This is a genomic window from Leifsonia sp. GW821-FHT13C09, from assembly GCF_058806435.1.
Map to the genome: position 1 here is coordinate 237,716 of NZ_JBXAPS010000003.1, position 19,289 is coordinate 257,004.

Sequence of the window (19,289 nt, forward strand, 5' to 3'; positions counted from 1 at the left end):
TTTAGTTGCTTAATCTTGTTTGTCAACTAAAGTTGCTATCTCTCGCACACCGGCTCGACGCGAGCGTATGGTGACCGGCATGGACATCGGCGTCGGAACGACCGTCTGGCTCGGGGACCGCCCGGGCGTCGTGGTGGAGGGACCGGACGAAGGCGGTCAGTTCCTCATCGAGTACACGCCCGTGGAGGGCGGCCTGGACACCACCTGGTGTCCGCCGGGTGACGCGCGGGTGAAGGTTCGCGAAACCTGAGTTCTGCGCAGAATCTCTGCGCCGATGTGCACGTTCACGCGGAAATCCCGCGCAATCGGGGACGTACACTGGAGAAGTGACAGCGTACGTCTCCGCCTTCGACCTGTTCTCGATCGGCATCGGTCCCTCGAGCTCGCACACCGTCGGACCCCTGCGGGCCGCCAAGGCGTTCGCCGACAGGCTCGTCGCCGACGGGCTCGTGGACCGCGTCGACCAGGTCACCTGCACGCTGTACGGCTCCCTCGGGTCGACCGGGATCGGGCACGGGACGCCGGACGCCGTCGTCGCCGGCCTGCGCGGCAACGAGCCGGAGAACTGCCGCCCGGACGACGTCCGCGGCGCCTGGTCCGGGATCGGCGACGGCACGACACTGCGGCTGGCGGGCGTGCACGACATCCCGCTCAGCAAGGACGACATCGACTTCGAGCCGCGGACCCGCCTCCCCGGCCACCCCAATGCGCTCACCCTGCGCGCCTGGGGCAGCAGCGCCGACGGCACCCGCCAGCCCCTCCCCCTCCTGGAGGAGACCTACTATTCGATCGGCGGCGGCTTCATCCGGCGCGACGGTGAGGAAGCCGAGCTCGCCGCACGCGCGGCGCATCCGCTGCCCTACGATTCGGCCGCGGAGCTGCTGGCGATCTGCGCGCGGCTCGACATCCCGATCTGCGAGGTGGCGCGCCGGAACGAGGTCGCGCTGCACGGCGAGGAGGCCACCGACGCGCGCCTCGACCTGATCTGGGAGGCGATGGCCGAGTGCGTCGCGCGCGGCCTGGCCGGCGACGGCACCCTCCCCGGCGGGCTCGGCGTCAAGCGGCGTGCTGCCGCGATGCGCGAGCACCTGGAGAGCGTGCAGGACGACCCGGGACGCGCCACGTCGCTGGAGTGGCTGCACGCGTTCGCGCTCGCTGTGAACGAGGAGAACGCCTCAGGCGGCCGCGTCGTCACCGCCCCGACGAACGGGGCCGCGGGGATCGTGCCGGCGGTCGCCCACTACTACCTGCGGTTCGTGCCGGGCGCGACGATCGACGGCATCCGCAAGTACCTCCTGACTGCGACCGCGATCGGCTCGCTGTTCAAGGCGAACGCGTCCATCTCCGGCGCCGAGGGCGGCTGCCAGGCGGAGGTCGGCTCGGCGTGCGCGATGGCGGCGGGCGCGCTCTGCGCCGTGCTGGGCGGCACGCCCACCCAGGTCGAGAACGCGGCTGAGATCGCGATGGAGCATCACCTCGGCCTCACCTGCGACCCGGTCGGCGGCCTCGTGCAGATCCCCTGCATCGAACGCAACGCGATCGCCTCCTCGACCGCCGTCTCCGCCGCCCGGCTCGCCCTGCACGGCGACGGCTCGCACCTGGTGTCGCTGGACACGGTGATCGAGACGATGCGCCAGACGGGCCTCGACATGTCGACCAAGTACAAGGAGACCAGCGAGGGCGGCCTCGCCGTCAACGTCATCGAGTGCTGAGCGTGCGTTGCGCTAGTAGCGCAGGGGCTCCCATTGTCTCGTTACGCACGGTTGCGTGTCCCGTAGGCGACGTCGGAGGCCCCCGTTAGCGTGGTGCGCATGAGTCTCACGACCGCGCGTTCCGACGAGCCGACCACCCCCGATCCCGCGAGTCTCGCCGACCTCCGCGGTGCGGGCGACGACGCCGACGGTGCTGAAGTGCGCCAGGCCGCGGTCGGCGCTGCGCTCGCCGGGCCGCTCGTCTCCACGCAGTGGCTCTGCGACCACCTCGGGTCGGACGGCCTCCTCGTCGTCGACGCCTCCGTGGTCGCCGTCAGCGGGGCCGACGGCCGCACGGACTACGTCAGCGGGATCGAGCGGCACGCCGAGGGTCACCTCCCCGGCGCCGTGTTCGCCGACCTGCTCGAGCGGTTCAGCGACCCGGCCGGGGCGTTCCCCTTCACACGGCCGAGCGCCGAAGCGTTCGCCGCCGCCGCGGCGGAGCTGGGCGTCGACGCGGACACCACCGTCGTCGTCTACGACGGCGCGGTCGGGCAGTGGGCGTCGCGGCTGTGGTGGCTGTTCCGCTCGTTCGGCCACGACCGTGTCGCCGTGCTCGACGGCGGCGTGACGAAGTGGCGGGAGGAGAGCCGCCCGCTCGAGTCCGGGCCGGTGACGACCGAGCCGGCCGCCCCCGTCGTCGCCGCCGAGCTGCCGGGGTTCTGGAGCGACCGCGCCGACGTCCAGGCGCTCCTCGCCGGCGACCGGCAGGGGACGCTGGTCTGCGGCACCGCACCCAAGGACTTCGCCGCCCGGCACATCCCCGGCAGCGTGAGCGCACCGGCGGTCCGGCTCGTCGACCGTGGGACCAACGCGTTCCTGCCGCCCGCCGGCCTGCGCGAGCTCTTCGCCGACGTGCTCGCCTCCGCGGACCCGATCGTCGCGTACTGCGGCGGCGGGATCGCGGCGGCGGCCGACGCCCTGGCCCTGACGCTGCTCGGGCGGGACGACGTGACCGTCTACGACGGGTCGCTCAACGAGTGGGCGTCCGATCCGGAGGCGCCGCTCGCGAGCGCGTGAGCCGCCCGCCGGCCGCGTTCCTGGGTCTTCGCCGCTACCGCGCATACACGCCCGTATCGGGACGTAGGCTCGGAGCATGACCCTGATGGACATCCCGTTCCACACCATCGATGGAGCTCCGACCAGCCTCGCCGCCTACTCGGGCAAGGTCATCCTCGTCGTCAACGTCGCCTCCCGCTGCGGGCTCACTCCGCAGTACGAGAAGCTCGAGAAACTGCAGGAGACCTACGGCGACCGGGGGTTCACCGTGATCGGGTTCCCGAGCAACCAGTTCCTCCAGGAGCTCAGCTCGACCGACGCGATCAAGGAGTACTGCTCGACGACGTGGGGCGTCACGTTCCCGATGATGGAGAAGGTGCGGCTGAACGGCCGCAACGCGCACCCGCTGTACAGCGAGCTGACCACGCATCCGGACGAGGACGGCAAAGCCGGCAAGGTGAAGTGGAACTTCGAGAAGTTCGTCATCACCCCGGAGGGCGCCGTGCACCGGTTCCGTCCGCAGCTGGAGCCGGACGACCCGCGGATCGTCCGCCTCATCGAGGCGTCGCTGCCGGCGACTGTATGAGCAGCGCCGGGCACCCGGTGCTCACGCCCGGCGGAACCAGCGACCGCCGACGCGCTCGGTGAGCCGCCAGTCCCCGGTCTGCGCGAGCGCGCCGACAGCGGCGACCGCGGACTCCGCGACGCGCAGCGCGTCGTGGGCGCCGTCCGCCGTGAAACGCACGGTGATCCGCGCCTCACGGCTGACGACATCGACGCTCGTCGCCTCGACGGTCGTCAGCTCGGCCACCGCGGCAGCGGCCGCCGGCTCGATCTCGGTCGGGGCCACGTCGGGCCGGAGACGACCCACCGCGATGATCACACGAAACGAAGGCACGCGCCGAGCCTACGTCGGATACCAGAACCCCGGCGTACGCTGACCGGCGGGGAATCGGAAGGGGGTGCGCGGATGCACACCGAATCACCGGACACACGAGAGCTCGACATCATCCAGGACGTCGGCTTGTCCATCGACGAGCTGGCGGGCTTCGACCGGATGCTCGAGGAGCGACGCCACGGGGATGTGGCGGAGGCGCAACGACTCGCGGAGGCGCTGGGCTCGCTGCTGTCGTCGCGGTCCGAGTCGACCGCCGACGATGAGCACGACCCGGAGGGCCCGACGCTGAGCTCGGAGTGGAGCAGGCTGCACGCCCTCCGCGCGGAGACCGCGGCCGACATCGCGGCCGTGGACGCGGCGCGCGAGCGCATCCGGCTGGGACGCTACGGCGTCTGCGCGTCGTGCGGGCGCGCGATCGGCGTCCCGCGGCTGGAGGCCCGCCCGACGACCGAACTGTGCATCGTCTGCGCGGTCGCCGCCGAGCGCTAGCGGTCTAGCGCGGCGTGCGGGAGGCGCGGTAGACCGCCTCGGTGCGGCTCGTGGCGCCGACCTTGCGGAGGATGCTCGAGACGTGCACGCTCGCGGTCTTGGCCGAGATGAAGAGCACTTCGCCGATCTGCTTGTTGCTCAGTCCCTGCTCGATGAGGGCGAGGACCTGCTCCTCACGTTCGGTGAGCGGGGCGCCGGGGCCGAGAGCGGCCGGTCCGCCGATCGCGCGGGCGCCCCGCGACGAGATGAGCGCCGCAGCGCCCTCGGCGAGGAGCCCGAAGCCGGCGCGCTGCGCCTCGTCGCGGGCGGCGACAGCCAGTCGCTCGGCGGCCGGACGGTCTCCCGCGGCGCGGGCGACCCGCGCGGCGCGCACGAGCGCGTACGGGTGCAGGTGGGCCGGGGCGACCGGTGCCACGGCCGCCTCGATCGCGGCCTCCCAGGCCACCCGCGCGCCGTCGAAGCGCTCGGCGGCGGACGATTCTGCGGTCGCACCGTCGACGCCCGCGGCCGCCAGCGCCGTCGCGAGCTCCGCACGGATGACCGGGCCCCACGCGACAGCGGTCGGCCACGCCTCGATGGCTGCGAGCGCCGCGTCCAGGTGGGCGACCTCGTCCGCCACGTCGACCGGGGCGTCACGTTCGGCGCGCTCCTGGGCCGAGCGGAACGCCACGTCGGCCAGGGCGCGCGCTGCCGCCGCCAGCACGGGGAGGTCGTAGGCGGGCAGCGGCAGGTGGGTGGACGCGCGTACCGGCGCCGTGTGCTCCCACGCGTCGAACGCGTCGCCGCGGGCGATCGCCACCTCGGCGGCGAGCCGGGCGACACCGAGCTCGGACTGGACCTCCAGGTCCCCGAGGGTGCGCAGGCCGCCGTGCCAGCGGCGCAGCAGCGTCTCCGTCGTCTCGAGGTCGCCGCGCCACAGGGTGAGCCAGAGCTTCATGCGCTGAAGGTGCGCGCGGAAGCTCGGGGGCGGGTCGAGCGCGAGCGCGGGATCGAGTAGGGCCTCCGCCCGGTCGAGCTCTCCGAGCGCGAGCAGCGGCTCCACGGTGTTGGAGGACAGGATGACGCCGGTGGAGCGTTCGATGCCCCGCGCGCGGGCCTCGCGGACGCCCGCCTCCGCGAGCGTCACCGCCTCGGCGTAGCGGCCGAGGTTGTTCATCGCGTCGGACGCATTGACCGCGTAGCGCAGTTCGGCGGCCGAGTCGTGCTCGGCGAGGCGGCCGGCCTCGGCCAGTTCCTCCAGTCCACGCTCGATCGACCCCATGGACACCAGCGAACTGCCGAGGATGTTGTGCGCCACCGAGCGCAGTGCCGGCGACCCGTCGCCGGCCTCCTCGATCGCCTGCGTCGCGACGGTCACGGCGTCGTCGAACCGCGCGGCGAGCATGTACCGGGCAGCCAGCTCGGCGAGCAGCTGAAGGCGGAGCCCGTCGCCCTCCGGCAGCACGCCGGGCGGGACCACGTCGAGCGCGCTCTGCAGCAGCTCCTGGACGCCGGCCCGGTTGAGGTTCTGGAGGTACTGCGCCTTGTCGCGGAGCAGTCGCGCGTGCCGGGCGGGAGGGAGACCGTCGGCCGTCTCGAGGGCGACGTTGACCAGCGCGAGCGCGCGCTCGTTGTCGCCGGCGTTGCGCAGCGCCGACGCCGTGCGTGCCAGCAGCTCCGTGCGGCCGCCGTTCTTCAGCCACGGCGCGCTCAGCTCGTCGGCGTCCGGCACGCTGTCCCACAGCTCCAGGGCGCGGTCGCCCATCGCCGCGGCCGTCGCGTAGGCGTACGACATCCGCGCCTCGCTCAGTGCCTCTAGGGACGCGCTGAACGCGCGCCGCAGGTCGTGGGCGGCGAGCCAGTGCGTGGAGAGCTGCGTCGCCGAGCGCTGCGGGCTGGCCTCCAGCGCCTCAGCGAACCGCATGTGGAACCGGCTGCGCTCGCCCGGCAGCAGGTCGGCGTGGATGGCCTCGCGCACCAGCGCGTGCCGGAAGGTGTACTCGGTGGAGGCGGCGACCAGGACGTTCGCGACCACGGCCTCCCGTGCCGCGGCGTCGAGCTGGTCGGGCGTGCCGTCGTAGACCGCGCTGAGCAGCTCGTGGTCGACGCAGACACCGCCGGCGGACACGAGGCGCAGCAGCCGCTGTGCGGGGTCGCTCAGCTTCTCGAACCGGGCGAGCAGCAGCTCGCGGAGCGTCTCGGGGAGGTCTTCGCCGGTGGCGAGGCCGTCGATGCCGATCAGCTCCTCGACGAAGAACGGGACGCCCTCGCTCATCTCGTAGACGCGCTCGACCGTCGCGGCGTCGGGCTCGCAGCCGAGCAGCCGGGCGATCAGCGCCTCCACCTGGCCGCGGCCGAGCCGGGACAGTTCCCAGCGGGTGACGCGGCGGGTGCGCTCCAGCTCGGCGAGGTAGGCGCGCAGCGGGTGGCCGCGGGTGATCTCGTCGGTGCGATAGCTCAGTACGACCAGGAGGCGCCCTCGCTCGGCCATCCGCACGATGAACCGCAGCAGTTCGAGCGTGGCCATGTCGGCCCAGTGCAGGTCCTCCACCGCCAGCACGAGCGGACGGTCGGCCGAGAGCGTCTCGAACAGGACCGTGACCAGCTCGTAGAGCCGCTCGGCGCCGGTGCGTGCGGGCACCGCGGAGTCGTCGGCGAGCTCCGGCAGGAGGACGGAGAGCACCCCGGCGCCGTGGCCGGCGGCCTCCAGCACAGCGTCGAGCCCGCGCAGCTCGATGAGCCGGCGGAGGATGGCGGCGAACGGCGCGTACGGAGCCCCTTCGTTGCCGAGGTCGACGCACCGGCCGAGCAGCACCGTGGCGGACCCCTCGGCCTCCGCCAGGAACTCGGCGAGCAGCCGCGACTTGCCGATCCCGGCCTCGCCGCCGATCACGACGGCGCGAAGACCACCGTCGCGACGGACCCCCTCGAGCTCGTCGCGCAGCGCCTCGAGATCGGACTCGCGCCCGATCATCGTGGGGCTGGACGCCGGTGATCGCATGGCCTCATCGTGCCATGGACCACCGACATCCGAACCCCCTGTCCGCCCTGCTTCGCCCAGGGCAGAACGGTGGTCATCGCCCGGCGTGGGCGAGCTCCCGCTCCTGGTCGTGGGAGGCTTCCGGAAGCGCCCCGGGAACCGCCTCCACCCCGGTCGCGGCCGGCGCCGCAGCCGGCGCCGTCATGGTCTCAGCGGCCGCTCGCACCCCGTGCCGCGCCCGCCGTCCGGCAGCCCGCTCGGCCCGGCGCTCGGCGCGCTCCTCGCGGAGCCGGCGCACCAGCTCCCTGTCGTGCTCGGCCCGCTGGACGTCCCCCGCGTACACGCGCGAAGCCACGAACTCGTCGGACAGCATCATGATCCACACCCTTCGCTCCACTGCTTTCTTCGATGACCTCAGACTCGTCGCTAAGGACCCCCTGCCACATCGGGAAGATGCCCTATTCCGGTCCCGGTAGGACTCAGACGGACGCCAGGACGGCTCAGCAGCGGGACTCGACACCGCACCGGCCCGGGGGCAAGCTGGCGGCATGGCAACGGTCAACGAGCTCCAACCGCCTTACCGCGTCGGCTACATCGTCGGCAGCATCTCCACAGGGTCGATCAACCGCAGGCTCTCGAAGGCGCTCCTCAAACTGGCGCCGGAGGAGCTGGTCTTCACCGAGATCGGGATCGGGGACCTCCCGCTGTACAGCCGCGACTACGACGGCGACTTCCCGGAGGTCGCCCGTGACTTCAAAGCGTCCATCGCCGCCCAGCAGGCGCTGTTGTTCATCACGCCGGAGTACAACCGCTCCGTCCCCGGCGCGCTGAAGAACGCGATCGACTGGGCGAGCCGGCCATACGGGGAGAACGTGATCGCCCGCAAGGCCACCGCCGTCATCGGAGCCTCCCCCGGCCCGATCGGCACAGCCGTCGCGCAGCAGCAGCTCCGCAGCATGCTGAGCTTCCTGCAGGCGCCGCAGATGAACGCACCGGAGGCCTACATCCAGCTCACACCCGGGCTGATCGAGGACGACGGGACCGTCACGAACGAGTCGACGGAGGCCTTCCTGCGCGGCTTCATGGTGTCGTTCTTCGAGTACATCGAGCGGGTGCTGACGGTCGTCCCGGCCCCGCGGTGACCGGCGTGCTCCTCTCGGACGGCGCAGAGCCGCGGAGCCTGGCGCTCCGCGCGTTGTCGCGCGAGGGCGACGTGTTCACGGTGGAGGCGATCGCGGCGGACAGCGACCGGCGCTGGCGGCTGGTGGGACCGCTGCTGCGCGTCGACGAGGCCGCGGAGCTCGGCGCGTGGCTGGCCGGGCTCCCCGGCGACCTCACACTGGGAGCGGACGAGTGGACGACACTGACCTTCGCGTCTCCGGCATTCTCGATCGCGGGGCGGCGCGTGCCGGGCGGGGTGGTGGAGTTGCGGATCTCGGTGCTCGGGATGGCGCCGGCGGGTGCCGCGGCGGCGGAGGCCGGGTGCGAGCAGCCGGCTCCGACCACGCTGCCGCGCTCCACGGACGTCGTGCTCGGCCTCAGCCTCCCGGGCCCCGCGGTGGAGCGGGCGGCTGTGGCCCTGGTGTCCGAGACGGCCGCGCTCCGCGGGTGACGACCGTAGCCGGTCAGCGGCCCCCCTCGCGCTTGCGGTGCCGCTGCGCGACCGCCTGCGGGCCGTACGGGTAGACCTCGGTGCGCGGCGTGCTCGCCTCGTCGAGGCTCGCGCGCTGCTCCTCGGTCAGCTCCAGGTCGGCCGCCGCCAGGTTGTCGTCGAGCTGCTCGATCGTGCGAGCGCCGAGGATCACGCTCGATACCGCGGGACGGTCGACCAGCCAGGCGAGCGCCACCTGCGACATGCTCGCGCCGGTCTCCTCCGCGACCGCCTGCACCGCGTCGATGACCTCCCAGGTGCGCGGGTCGGCGTTGCGCGCGTCGAAGGCCTCCATCCCGCGCTTCGGGTTCTCGCCCAGCCGGGTCGCTCCCGTCGGCGCCTCGTCCCGGCGGTACTTGCCGCTCAGCCAGCCGCCGGCCAGCGGGGACCAGGGCAGGAGGCCGATCCCGGAGTCCAGCGCGGCCGGCACGATCTCATGCTCGATGCCGCGCACCAGGAGGCTGTACTGCGGCTGCAACGTCACCGGCGGCACGAAGCCGTACGCACCTGAGACAGCGACCGCCTTGGTGAGCTGCCAGCCGAGGTAGTTCGAGAAGCCGTAGTAGCCGATCTTGCCCGCGGACACGGCGTCGTCCAGGAAGCGCAGCGTCTCCTCGAGCGGCGTGAGGTAGTCCCAGGCGTGCATCTGGTAGAGGTCGATGTGGTCGACGTCGAGCCGGCGCAGCGAGTCGTCCAGCGCCTTGCGCAGGTGCGTGCGCGACAGGCCGAGATCGTTGGAGCCCTCCCCCATCGGGAAGCGCGCCTTGGTCGCGATGACGAGCCGGTCCCTGGCGCCGTGGTGGCGGGACAGCCAACGCCCGATGATCGACTCCGACGTCCCCGAGCTGTACACGTCGGCCGTGTCGATGAGGGTGCCGCCGGCGTCGACGTACCGGTCGAGGATGGCGTGCGAGGTCGGCTCGTCGGCTTCCGCGCCGAAGGTCATGGTGCCGAGAGCGAAGGCGGACACGATGGTGCCGCTGTTTCCGAGGGTCCTGAGGTCCATGTCCTCGACGCTAGCCTCGCCCGGACGAATCGCCTACCGTTTGCCAACGTGAAGCTGCTGATCCTCTCCGACACCCATATCCCGCTCCGGGCGAAGGCGCTGCCGCCGCAGGTGCTCGCCGAGGTGGACGCCGCCGACGTCGTCCTGCACGCCGGCGACTGGGTGGATGAGGCGACGCTCGACCTGCTGGAGGAGCGATCGCGGCGGCTGATCGGAGTGTGGGGCAACAACGACGGACCGGGGCTGCGGCGCCGGCTGCCGGAGGTCCCACGGTTCGAGCTGGGCGGGCTGCGGTTCGCGATGGTCCACGAGACCGGGCCGGCGAAGGGGCGCGAGCTGCGCTGCGAGCGGGACTTCCCTGACGCGGACGTGCTGGTGTTCGGGCACTCGCACATCCCGTGGGACACGGTCTCCCCCGGCGGCCTGCGCCTCCTGAACCCGGGGTCCCCCACCGACCGTCGCCGCCAGCCCGCCTGCACCTACCTGACCGCGACCATCGCCGGCGCCCGCCTCACCGACGTGCGCCTCGTCGCTCTCCCCCCGCGCTAGCACCCGCCGAGTACGCCGATTGTCTGCGTACTCGGCGGTTTTGGGCTGATTATTGGCGTACTCGGCGGTTAGGGGAGGTGGAGGAGGCCGTCGGTGACGAGGGCGCGGACGGTGGGCACGAGGTCGGCGCGCAGGGCGGCCTCGTCGACCTCCAGCAGTTGCGCGAGCGCGCCGCTGATCGCGGCGACGCTCAGCTCGCCGTCGCAGGCGCCGACCAGCGCAGCCAGGCCGGTGTTGGCGCCGACGACGCGGCCGAAGCCGCCGCCCTGTCGGAGCAGGATGGCCGTGGGCGCGTCCGCGCCAGGCCACAGGTGCCGCTCCTCGGTCACGTCGCCCGCGACGGTGAGGCACAGTGCGCCGAAGGCGTCGTCGTCCAGCGACGACTCGGTGTCGTGCGCCGCCAGGCACTCCCCGAGGTGGACGCCGAGCCCGGCCTGGTTCGCGCCGAGCGCCCCGTGAAGGCGCTCGAACCGGCGCAACGTCGGCACTCCCTCCGCCCGCCGCAGCAGCACGTAGCCGAAACCGACTTTCCGGACGCCGCGCGCCTCGAAGTCGTCGAGCCAGGCGCCCAGCAGCGTGTCGAAGGCCGGCGCGCCCGGCCGGGTGCCGCCGTCGCGGATCCAGGTCTCGGCGTACTGGGCGGCGTCCTCGGTGTCGCGCTCGATCACCCACGCGTCCAGCGGCTGCGCGGAGTCGTCCACCCAGCCGCGCACGCGCTCCAGGGCGTCCGCGCTGTCGTGGTACTCCCAGTTGCCGAGGAGCTGGGCGACGCCGCCGGGGTTCAGGTGCGCTCCGCACCCCGCGACGAACGCCGCGACCAGGCCGTCGCCGACCATCCCGCCGTCGCGGTACTCGTAGGCTGGAACGCCCGCGGTCCGCGGCGTGATGACGAACGGCGGGTTCGACACGATGTGATCGAACGCCTCCCCCGCCACCGGCTCGAACATGCTCCCGAGCCGGAACTCGATGCCCTCGACGCCGTTCAGCTCGGCGTTGAGCGCGGCGAGGCGCAGCGCGCGCTCGGAGATGTCGGTCGCGACGACGCGCTCAGCATGGCGGGAGGCGTGCAGGGCCTGGATGCCGCACCCGGTCCCGAGGTCGAGGGCCGAGCGCACCGGGCGCTGGAGCATCAGGCCGCTGAGCGTCATGGAAGCGCCGCCGACTCCGAGCACGTGGTCCTCGGGGAGCGCGCCGCCGAGCGCCAGCTCGCCGAGGTCGGAGACGATCCACCACTCGGCCGGGCCGAGAGCGTCCACGAAGGCGTAGGGGCGGAGGTCGACGGCGGGGGCGATCAGGCCGGGGGCGATCAGGCCGGGGGCGATCAGGTCGGAGGCGATCGGGTCGGAGGCGATCGGGTCGGAGGCGTCTGGCTGGATCAGCCCCAGCTCCACCGCTCCGTCGAGTCCGAGGGCGGGGAGCGCGGCGGCGGCGGCCTCCCGGCTCACCGGCCGGCCGAGCACGAACAGCGCGGCGAGGGTGGCCAGCGGGGCGGCGGCGCTGCGCGCGAGCGCACGCTCGGCCGGGACTCGCTGCCCGCGGTGCAGCGCCTCCGCCGCCTCCTCACCCCAGAGCGCGGTCAGCCCGTCGACGGTGAAGCCGGCTGCGGCGAGGTCGGAGCGGAGTGCGGCGGTGGAGGTCACGCAGCAATTCAATCAGGAGCACAATGGGCGGCGTGAGCCAGGAACAGACGACGATCCGCCGGCGCGCGATCGTGACCGGCATGGTGCAGGGCGTCGGCTACCGCTGGAGCGCCCGCGAGGAGGCGCGCCGGCTCGGCGTGGCCGGCTGGGCACGGAACCGCTCGGACGGCAGCGTGGAGGTCGAGGTGGAGGGCGAGCCCGCGAGCGTGGACCGCATGATCGAGTGGCTGCGGGCCGGCCCTCCCGGGAGCGCTGTGGACGACGTGCGCGTGTCGGAGACGGCGCCGGACGGCGACGACGCGTTCCGCATCCGGCAGACGGACTGAGCGCGGGCCGGCGCGCCTGACTTCCCCGCCCCTGACTTCTGGCCCGCGCCCAGGCACAATAGGCATATGACCCGCGCGACGCTGCTGACCATCACCGTGCCCACCGGAGAGCCCGCCGACGGCGACCCGGGCTTCGCCCTCGCCGACTTCGACGCCGCGCAGGTGCGCATCACCGACCTCGGCATCACGCGCGGCGACGGCGTGTTCGAGACCATCGCCGTCATCGACGGCCACCCGCAGGCGCTCGGGCCGCACCTCATGCGGCTTGCGCACTCCGCCGAGCTCCTCGACCTCCCGGCTCCCGCCGAGCACGTCTGGCACGAGGCCGTCCTCGCCGGAATCGCGGACTACCGGTCGCGCAACGGCGACGGCGGCGAGCTGTTCGCCAAACTGATCTACACCCGCGGCGTCGAGGGCGCCGGGTATCCCAGCGGCTGGATCTTCGTGGACGAGGGCGAGGACTTCACCCAGCAGCGCCTCGGCATCCGGGTCGTCGCGCTCGACCGCGGGGTCCGGCACGACGTGGCCGAGACCTCGCCGTGGCTGCTCGCGGGCGCCAAGACGCTTTCCTACGCCGTCAACCGCGCGGCCCAGCGGGAGGCCGCGCGCCGCGGGGCGGACGACGTGATCTTCATCAGCTCCGACGGCTACGCGCTGGAGGGGCCGACCTCCAACGTCATCCTGCTCGCCGACGGCGTGGTCCGCACGCCGCAGACCGACCAGGGCATCCTCGCCGGCACCACGCAGGCCGCGGTGTTCGCGTTCTTCGAGGAGCGTGGCTACGCGACCGAGTACCGGCACATCACCGCCGAGGAGCTGGAGGCCGCCGACGCGCTCTGGCTGGTCTCCAGCGTCCGCCAGGCCGCGCCGATCACGCACCTCGACGGTCGCGAGTACCCGGTGGACGCCGAGTTGACGGCCGAGCTGAACCGGTACCTGCTGTCGCGAACGCACTGAGGGTGGACTGAGCACGCACTGTTCACCCCGCAGTGGACTCCCCGTTACACCCCGATTCGCGGTGCACGCATTCGCCGCCTAGGCTGTACGCACCGTGCCGGCGCCGACGCCGGGACCGCCGCTAAGGGGAAGGGAGGTCGACGTGGACGAGCAGGTCCCGAGGAGCATCGAAGTGCTGCGCCAGCAGGCGCGTGACGAACTGGCTGCCATCATCGAGCACCGCTGCCGCGCCGGCGAGGACCCCTGGCATTTCATCCCCGACCTGCCGAGCGTCGACGAGCAGGTGGTCATCTCGCTGCGCGCGGGGGCCATCGAGGACTTCGACCTGGCCGAGGAGCAGTCCCGGGCGCACCATCCGTCCGCCGGGCGCGACACCTACACCCGCTTCGAGTACGGCGTCCTGCGCCGGATCGCCCTCGAGCACCCCGAACTGAGCGAAGCGGTCTGGGGGATGCTCGACAAGGTCGAGCGCACGTAGTAAACCAGGCGGCATGGGGATCGTGACCGCCGATATCGCCGTCTCGCTCGACGGGTTCGCCGCCGGGCCCAACCAGTCGCTGGAGAACCCGCTCGGCGAGCGCGGGGTGGAGCGGCTGCACACCTGGATGTTCGAGTACGCGGACGCGCACGCGGAGGAGATCGCCGCGATCACCGCGGCGGGCGCCTACGTGATGGGCCGCAACATGTTCGGCCCCGTGCGCGGCGACTGGCCCGCCGAGGGCGACAGGTTCGGCGATTGGCGCGGCTGGTGGGGCGAGGACCCGCCGTACCACGCGCCGGTGTTCGTGCTGACCCACTACGAGCGGGAGCCGCTCAGGATGGAGGGCGGCACCACCTTCGAGTTCGTGACCGACGGCATCCACTCGGCCACCGAGCGGGCGCGCGCCGCGGCCGGGGACGCGGATGTCGCGATCGCCGGCGGAGCGGAGACGCTCAACCAGGCGCTCTGGGCGGGAATCGTGGACGAACTGCGCCTCCACATCGCCCCGATCACGCTGGGCGCGGGCGAGCGCGTGTTCGACCGGGTGCCGTCGCTGCAGCTGGAGCTGCTGCGGTCGCGGGTGACTCCGGAGGTCGCGCACCTGACGTATCGCGTGGTGCGTTGAGCCTGCTCAGGCGAGCCCGGCGGGCGACGTGACCGGGAGTCTGCAGACGAAGTCGCGGCAGAGGTAGGCGGTGGGAAGGCCATCGCGCGTGCCGCGGGCGGTGAACAGCTCGAAGCCCGCCGACGCCAGCGCCTCGCCGTCCGCAGCGTCCACGAGGGCGACCAGATCGGCCGGATGCCGTCGCGCCGCGGCGATCAGGCCTTCGGGATCCTCGGCGCCCGGACCCTCCGCATGCTCGCTCACGACGACGAGCTGCTGCGGCTCGCCCTCCAGGCGCGACATCAGCGCAAGCGCTGCGCCGAACGCGCTCGGCACGCTCGCCGCCGGTCCGGCGACGAGCCGCATCGCCTCCCGCGCGGCGCGCTCGTACCGCCGGCTCGCAGTCATCAGGAACAGGGTGTGCGCCGCGGACGCCGTCGCGGTGAGGCCGGACGGGTACGCGCCCTCCGACGGGTCGACGCGCACCGCGAGGCCGGTCGACTGCAGCAGCGGGTCGCCGCCGCCCGGCACGCCGAACGGGCACTCGCCGCCGTCGGCGGCCTCCAGGCACAGGTCGACCAGCTCCCGGGCGGCGTCGGCTGCCTCCACGTCGCCGCTCGCGAGGGCCAGCTCCAGCAGGCCGCCCGCGAGCCCGCCGTAGTCTTCGAGCGTCGCCACCGCCTCCGAAACGGTGCCGTCGACCGACGCCCGGCCGAGGGTGCCGTCCGGCCGGCGGTGCGTCTCGATCACCGCGCGTGCGGCCTCGCGCGCGGCCACGAGCCAGGCCGGCCGGTTCAGGATGCGGCCCGCGCGGGCGAGCGCGCCGATCGCGAAGCCGTTCCAGCCGGTGAGCACCTTCTCGTCCAGCGCGGGAGGCGCGAGCTGCGCGCGCTCGGCGGGATCCGCCCGGTAGTAGCCGCCCTCCACGCGGGCGCCGTCGATCACGCTCTCGGAGTCCTGCGCCGAGGCGAACGCGCCGCCCGGGCGCCGGAGCACGCCGAGCAGGAAGGCGGCCACGCCGTCCACGGTGCGCTCGGCCCAGTCCTCGCCGCTCTGCGCCCACGCGGTGGCATAGGCGTCGAGGAGCTGCGCGTTGTCGTACAGCATCCGCTCGTAGTGCGGGTCGCTCCAGTCGCGCCGGGTGGCGTAGCGGAAGAACCCGCCGTCGACCGGGTCGCGCAGCGGGGAGTCCGCCATCCGGCGCATGGTACGCTGCGCGAGCTCGCGTCCCGAGTCGCGTTCCAGGAGGAAGCCGAGCACCGGGGCGACCGGGAACTTGGGAGCGCCGCCGAAGCCGCCGTACAGCGGGTCCTCGGTCTCGGCGAGCGCGCCGACCGCGACGTCGAGAGCGCGGGCGTCGGGCAGCTCGGACGCCGTCGTCGCCCGCGCGGCGGCCGCGGCGAGCGCCTCCCGCACCTTCCCGGCGTCGGCCTCCACCTCGGCGCGGCGCTCGGTCCAGGCGTCGGCGACCGCGCCGAGGATCTGCGTGAACGACGGGCGCCCTGCCGTCGCGACCGGCGGGAAGTAGGTGCCAGCGAAGAACGCCCGCCCCGAGGAGGTCGCGAAGACGGTCAGCGGCCAGCCGAGGCCCTCCGTGAACGCGCTCGCCGCCGACAGGTAGGTGGCGTCGACGTCGGGATGCTCCTCCCGGTCGACCTTGATCGACACGAACCGCTCGTTCATCAGCGCCGCGACCGCCGGGTCGCTGAAGCTCTCCCGCGCCATCACGTGGCACCAGTGGCAGGTCGCGTAACCGATCGAGACGATGACCGGCACGTCGCGCCGGCGCGCCTCGGCGAAGGCCTCCGGGCCCCACGGGAACCAGTCGACCGGGTTCTCCGCATGTGCGCGCAGGTAGGGACTGATCGCGCCCGCCAGCCGGTTCGTCATGCGCTCACCCTACGACCGCATTGCTATCGTGGACGACATGGTTGCACACGCAAATACTCCACTCCTCACTCTGAACAACGGCACCACCATCCCCCAGCTCGGCTTCGGCGTCTTCAAGGTCGACCCAGCCGAGACGACCCGCATCGTCACCGACGCGCTGGAGGTCGGTTACCGCCACATCGACACCGCCGCCATCTACGGCAACGAGGAGGGCGTCGGCGCCGCGATCGCCTCCTCCGGCATCGCGCGCGACGAGCTGTTCGTCACCACCAAGCTCTGGAACGACCGCCAGACCGACGCCGAGGCGGCCTTCGACGAGTCGCTCGCCAAGCTCGGCCTCGACTACGTGGACCTCTACCTCATCCACTGGCCGACCCCGCAGAAGGACACCTTCGTGGAGGCGTGGCGCTCGCTGGAGAAGATCTACGCCACCGGCCGCGCGAAGGCCATCGGCGTCTCCAACTTCCTGGTGCCGCACCTGGAGAAGCTGCTGGCCAACACCGACACCGTGCCGGCCGTCAACCAGATCGAGCTGCACCCGGCGCACCAGCAGCCGGAAGTGACCGCGTTCTCCCGCGAGCACGGCATCCAGATCGAGGCCTGGGGCCCGCTCGGCCAGGGCAAGTACCCGCTGTTCGACGCTCCGGAGGTCGCCGGCCCGGCGGAAGCACACGGCAAGACCCCGGCGCAGGTGGTCATCCGCTGGCACCTGCAGACGGGCAACATCGTCTTCCCCAAGTCCAACCGCCGCGAGCGGATGGCGGAGAACTTCGACGTCTTCGACTTCGAGCTGACCGACGCCGAGGTCGCCGCCATCACGGCCATGGAGCGCGAAGGGCGCGTGAGCGCGCACCCGGACGAGGTCAACTGAGCGAAGTCGCGACGGCGGCGGCCGCGGAGCCCGGTCCTCCGCGCCCGCCGCTTCACGGCTAGGCTCGCACCGTGAGAATCACCACGATCACGGGGAAGGTCATCTACATCGTCGGGGTCTTCGGACTGATCCTGGCGCTGAACTTCTTCGTGATCGACCGGCTCGTGAACGCGGCGCTGGATGTGCTGATCATCGCCATCCTCAATGTCGCCTACGTCATCGTCGGCACCCGCACGTTCCGCGGCGCGGGTGAGAACCGCGAGGACCCGCGGCCCTGGTGGCGGGCGACCGGGCGGCCGGCGGCGGGATTCTGGCTCGGCGGTGTGCTCGCGATCCTCGCGTTCATCTCGTGCGTCGGGGCGCTCGCGAGCAAGCCGGAGAACTCGTTCGTCCCCGCCGTCGCGTGCATCAGCTACGCGCTGCTCGCCTCGTATTACCTCAACTCCTCCTACCGGCTGCGCACCCTCGACACGGCGCCCTGATCGCTAGACCGCGCTCTGCGGGGCGTCGACGTGCCCCTCGGCGGTCGCCTCGGTCTCGAAGCGGGCCACCAACTCGCGCTTGAGGACCTTGCCGCTCGGGCCGAGCGGGAGCACCTCCAGGATCTCCACCCGCCGCGGGTACTTGTAGGCCGCCACCCGCTCCTGCGCGAACACGATCAGTTCCTCGCCCGTCGCGTCGGAGCCCGGCATGAGCGTGACCGCCGCCATGATCTCCTGGCCGTGCGTATCGTGCGCTACGCCGAACACCGCGACCAGGGCGACGGCGGGATGCGTCGAGAGCGCCTCCTCCACCTCCCGCGGGTACACGTTGTAGCCGTTGCGGACGATCATGTCCTTCTTGCGGTCCACGATCGTGATGTAGTCGTCGTCGCTCTTCGTGCCGAGGTCGCCGGTGCGGAACCAGCCGTCCACGACCGCCTCCGCATTCGCCTCCGGGAGGTTGAGGTAGCCGTTCATCAGGTTGTGGCCGCGGATCACGATCTCGCCGAGCTCGCCGCGCGGCAGCAGGTGGATGGCGTCGTCCACCTCCGGGTCCGCGATCTCGACGTCCACGCCCCAGATCGGCTGGCCGACGGTTCCGACCCTTGTCGGCTTGCCGCGGTGGTTGAACGTGGCGACCGGGGAGGTCTCGGTGAGGCCGTAGCCCTCGTGGATGTCGATGCCGTAGACCTCCTTCATCCGTTCGATGACCGCCACCGGGATCGCGGCGCCGCCGCTCAGGCCGTACCGCAACGGCGGGCGCTCCGGGTTCGTCTTGGCGGCCTCCAGCAGCGCGATGTACATGGTCGGCACGCCGGTCATGATGGTGCAGGCGTGCGCGTTGAGCAGTTGGAGCGCCGTCGCCCCGTCGAACTTCGGCACCAGCACGATCGCCGCCCCGGCCCGGAACCCCATGTTCATGACGCAGGTCTGCCCGAAGGTGTGGAAGAGCGGAAGGCAGCCGAGCACGCGGTCCGTTGGCAGGAAGTCGAAGGTGCCGGAGAGCAGGACGTTCACCTGCTCGACCAGCGCGAAGTGGCAGCCCTCCGCGCCCTTCGGCTTGCCGGTCGTGCCGCTCGTATACAGGATGGTCGCGGTGTCCACCGGGTCGCGCGGCACGAACGTGTCGATCGGCTCGGCGCCGGCGGCGGCATCCTCCAGGCGCGGGAACGGCAGCTGGTCGACCATCTCGTCCGGCACCAGCACCGAGAGGGTGTCCACGCCGGCCAGCGCCGCGCCCTTCGCGCCTTCGCCGAGGAGCGGCACGGCGCAGATCAGCAGCTTCGACCCGGAGTCGCGCAGCACGTACTCGATCTCCGCGGCCTTCAGGAGGGCGTGGATGGGGACGACGACCGCACCGAGGGCGAGCGCCGCGTAGTACGCGCGCGGGAAGTCGGGCACGTTCGGGATCATCAGCGCCACCCGGTCCCCCGGCCCGACGCCGAGGTCGCGCAACGCTCCCGCGTAACGACGGGTCTGGTCCCAGAGGTCGCGGTAGGCGATCTCCTGGCCGTTGAAGATCAACGCCACGTTGTCGGGCATCCGGTGCGCGGTCTCGGCCAGGATGCTGGCGACGGACATGGTGGCGTAGCCGTGAGGCATGGCGGGGCTCCTTCGTCGACGGTGACGTGACCCGGTCGGGTTGAGGGAAACCTACGTCACCGTGAGCGCTGTCACAATGCCCCGTTTGCGGTGACACGGGCGGAGGGGGTGACGCGGGCGGATAGACTGGAAGG

21 protein-coding genes are annotated in these 19,289 nt (G+C 72.4%); 14 read left to right on the forward strand and 7 right to left on the reverse strand.

What is annotated here, in order from left to right:
• The first annotated feature begins 79 nt into the window (after positions 1–79).
• The 4 genes from AC1ROW_RS12555 to AC1ROW_RS12570 all read left to right on the forward strand — a co-directional run bounded on the left by AC1ROW_RS12555 (position 80) and on the right by AC1ROW_RS12570 (position 3,336).
• Positions 80–250 (forward strand): hypothetical protein, encoded by a 171-nt coding sequence (locus AC1ROW_RS12555; protein WP_382458500.1) that lies wholly within the window; start codon positions 80–82, stop codon positions 248–250.
• A 76-nt stretch (positions 251–326) separates the two neighbouring features.
• Positions 327–1,712, forward strand: a complete 1,386-nt coding sequence (locus AC1ROW_RS12560) for an L-serine ammonia-lyase (protein WP_493019239.1) — start codon at positions 327–329, stop codon at positions 1,710–1,712.
• 99 nt (positions 1,713–1,811) lie between these two features.
• Positions 1,812–2,771, forward strand: a complete 960-nt coding sequence (locus AC1ROW_RS12565; protein ID WP_493019240.1) for a sulfurtransferase — start codon at positions 1,812–1,814, stop codon at positions 2,769–2,771.
• A 76-nt stretch (positions 2,772–2,847) separates the two neighbouring features.
• Positions 2,848–3,336 (forward strand): glutathione peroxidase, encoded by a 489-nt coding sequence (locus AC1ROW_RS12570; RefSeq protein WP_493019241.1) that lies wholly within the window; start codon positions 2,848–2,850, stop codon positions 3,334–3,336.
• Between the two features lie 21 nt (positions 3,337–3,357).
• Here AC1ROW_RS12570 and AC1ROW_RS12575 read toward each other — a convergent pair whose 3' ends face one another.
• Positions 3,358–3,648, reverse strand: a complete 291-nt coding sequence (locus AC1ROW_RS12575; protein WP_493019242.1) for a hypothetical protein — start codon at positions 3,646–3,648, stop codon at positions 3,358–3,360.
• Between the two features lie 72 nt (positions 3,649–3,720).
• Between AC1ROW_RS12575 and AC1ROW_RS12580 the strand changes: the two genes are divergently transcribed.
• Positions 3,721–4,137, forward strand: coding sequence for a TraR/DksA family transcriptional regulator (locus tag AC1ROW_RS12580; protein ID WP_493019243.1), 417 nt, complete (start codon positions 3,721–3,723; stop codon positions 4,135–4,137).
• A 4-nt stretch (positions 4,138–4,141) separates the two neighbouring features.
• Here the strand turns inward: AC1ROW_RS12580 and AC1ROW_RS12585 are convergent, their stop codons facing one another.
• Together AC1ROW_RS12585 and AC1ROW_RS12590 are read right to left on the reverse strand one after the other, a co-directional pair.
• The gene (locus AC1ROW_RS12585) at positions 4,142–7,117 is read right to left on the reverse strand and encodes a helix-turn-helix transcriptional regulator (protein WP_493019244.1); all 2,976 of its coding nucleotides are present in this window, start codon (positions 7,115–7,117) and stop codon (positions 4,142–4,144) included.
• A gap of 73 nt (positions 7,118–7,190) precedes the next feature.
• Positions 7,191–7,472, reverse strand: coding sequence for a hypothetical protein (locus AC1ROW_RS12590; RefSeq protein ID WP_493019245.1), 282 nt, complete (start codon positions 7,470–7,472; stop codon positions 7,191–7,193).
• 172 nt (positions 7,473–7,644) lie between these two features.
• Here AC1ROW_RS12590 and AC1ROW_RS12595 point away from each other — a divergent pair, with 172 nt between their 5' ends.
• Positions 7,645–8,238, forward strand: a complete 594-nt coding sequence (locus AC1ROW_RS12595; RefSeq protein WP_493019246.1) for an NADPH-dependent FMN reductase — start codon at positions 7,645–7,647, stop codon at positions 8,236–8,238.
• A 5-nt stretch (positions 8,239–8,243) separates the two neighbouring features.
• Positions 8,244–8,708 (forward strand): WapI family immunity protein, encoded by a 465-nt coding sequence (locus AC1ROW_RS12600; RefSeq protein ID WP_493019247.1) that lies wholly within the window; start codon positions 8,244–8,246, stop codon positions 8,706–8,708.
• A gap of 13 nt (positions 8,709–8,721) precedes the next feature.
• Here AC1ROW_RS12600 and AC1ROW_RS12605 read toward each other — a convergent pair whose 3' ends face one another.
• Positions 8,722–9,753: an aldo/keto reductase gene (locus tag AC1ROW_RS12605; RefSeq protein ID WP_493019248.1), complete on the reverse strand. Its 1,032-nt coding sequence runs from the start codon at positions 9,751–9,753 to the stop codon at positions 8,722–8,724.
• 48 nt (positions 9,754–9,801) lie between these two features.
• Between AC1ROW_RS12605 and AC1ROW_RS12610 the strand changes: the two genes are divergently transcribed.
• Entirely contained in the window at positions 9,802–10,302 is a 501-nt protein-coding gene (locus AC1ROW_RS12610; RefSeq protein ID WP_493019249.1) for a metallophosphoesterase family protein, read from the forward strand.
• Between the two features lie 68 nt (positions 10,303–10,370).
• Here AC1ROW_RS12610 and AC1ROW_RS12615 read toward each other — a convergent pair whose 3' ends face one another.
• The gene (locus AC1ROW_RS12615) at positions 10,371–11,942 is read right to left on the reverse strand and encodes a DUF7059 domain-containing protein (protein ID WP_493019250.1); all 1,572 of its coding nucleotides are present in this window, start codon (positions 11,940–11,942) and stop codon (positions 10,371–10,373) included.
• Positions 11,943–11,974: 32 nt separating this feature from the next.
• On the opposite strand from AC1ROW_RS12615, the gene AC1ROW_RS12620 reads away from it, so the two are divergent.
• The 4 genes from AC1ROW_RS12620 to AC1ROW_RS12635 all read left to right on the forward strand — a co-directional run bounded on the left by AC1ROW_RS12620 (position 11,975) and on the right by AC1ROW_RS12635 (position 14,331).
• Complete coding sequence (locus tag AC1ROW_RS12620) at positions 11,975–12,268, forward strand: acylphosphatase (protein WP_493019251.1); 294 nt, start codon at positions 11,975–11,977, stop codon at positions 12,266–12,268.
• Between the two features lie 66 nt (positions 12,269–12,334).
• Positions 12,335–13,225, forward strand: coding sequence for an aminodeoxychorismate lyase (locus AC1ROW_RS12625; RefSeq protein ID WP_493019252.1), 891 nt, complete (start codon positions 12,335–12,337; stop codon positions 13,223–13,225).
• A gap of 142 nt (positions 13,226–13,367) precedes the next feature.
• Positions 13,368–13,703 (forward strand): hypothetical protein, encoded by a 336-nt coding sequence (locus AC1ROW_RS12630; protein ID WP_493019253.1) that lies wholly within the window; start codon positions 13,368–13,370, stop codon positions 13,701–13,703.
• Between the two features lie 13 nt (positions 13,704–13,716).
• Complete coding sequence (locus AC1ROW_RS12635) at positions 13,717–14,331, forward strand: dihydrofolate reductase family protein (protein ID WP_493019254.1); 615 nt, start codon at positions 13,717–13,719, stop codon at positions 14,329–14,331.
• 6 nt (positions 14,332–14,337) lie between these two features.
• Here the strand turns inward: AC1ROW_RS12635 and AC1ROW_RS12640 are convergent, their stop codons facing one another.
• On the reverse strand, positions 14,338–16,200 hold the full coding sequence (locus tag AC1ROW_RS12640) for a thioredoxin domain-containing protein (RefSeq protein ID WP_493019255.1): 1,863 nt from the start codon (positions 16,198–16,200) through the stop codon (positions 14,338–14,340).
• 37 nt (positions 16,201–16,237) lie between these two features.
• Here AC1ROW_RS12640 and AC1ROW_RS12645 point away from each other — a divergent pair, with 37 nt between their 5' ends.
• Both AC1ROW_RS12645 and AC1ROW_RS12650 read left to right on the forward strand, forming a co-directional pair.
• Positions 16,238–17,071: an aldo/keto reductase gene (locus AC1ROW_RS12645; RefSeq protein ID WP_493019256.1), complete on the forward strand. Its 834-nt coding sequence runs from the start codon at positions 16,238–16,240 to the stop codon at positions 17,069–17,071.
• Between the two features lie 71 nt (positions 17,072–17,142).
• Positions 17,143–17,553: a hypothetical protein gene (locus AC1ROW_RS12650; RefSeq protein ID WP_493019257.1), complete on the forward strand. Its 411-nt coding sequence runs from the start codon at positions 17,143–17,145 to the stop codon at positions 17,551–17,553.
• Between the two features lie 3 nt (positions 17,554–17,556).
• Here the strand turns inward: AC1ROW_RS12650 and AC1ROW_RS12655 are convergent, their stop codons facing one another.
• Positions 17,557–19,155: a long-chain-fatty-acid--CoA ligase gene (locus tag AC1ROW_RS12655; RefSeq protein ID WP_493019258.1), complete on the reverse strand. Its 1,599-nt coding sequence runs from the start codon at positions 19,153–19,155 to the stop codon at positions 17,557–17,559.
• Positions 19,156–19,289: the final 134 nt, after the last annotated feature.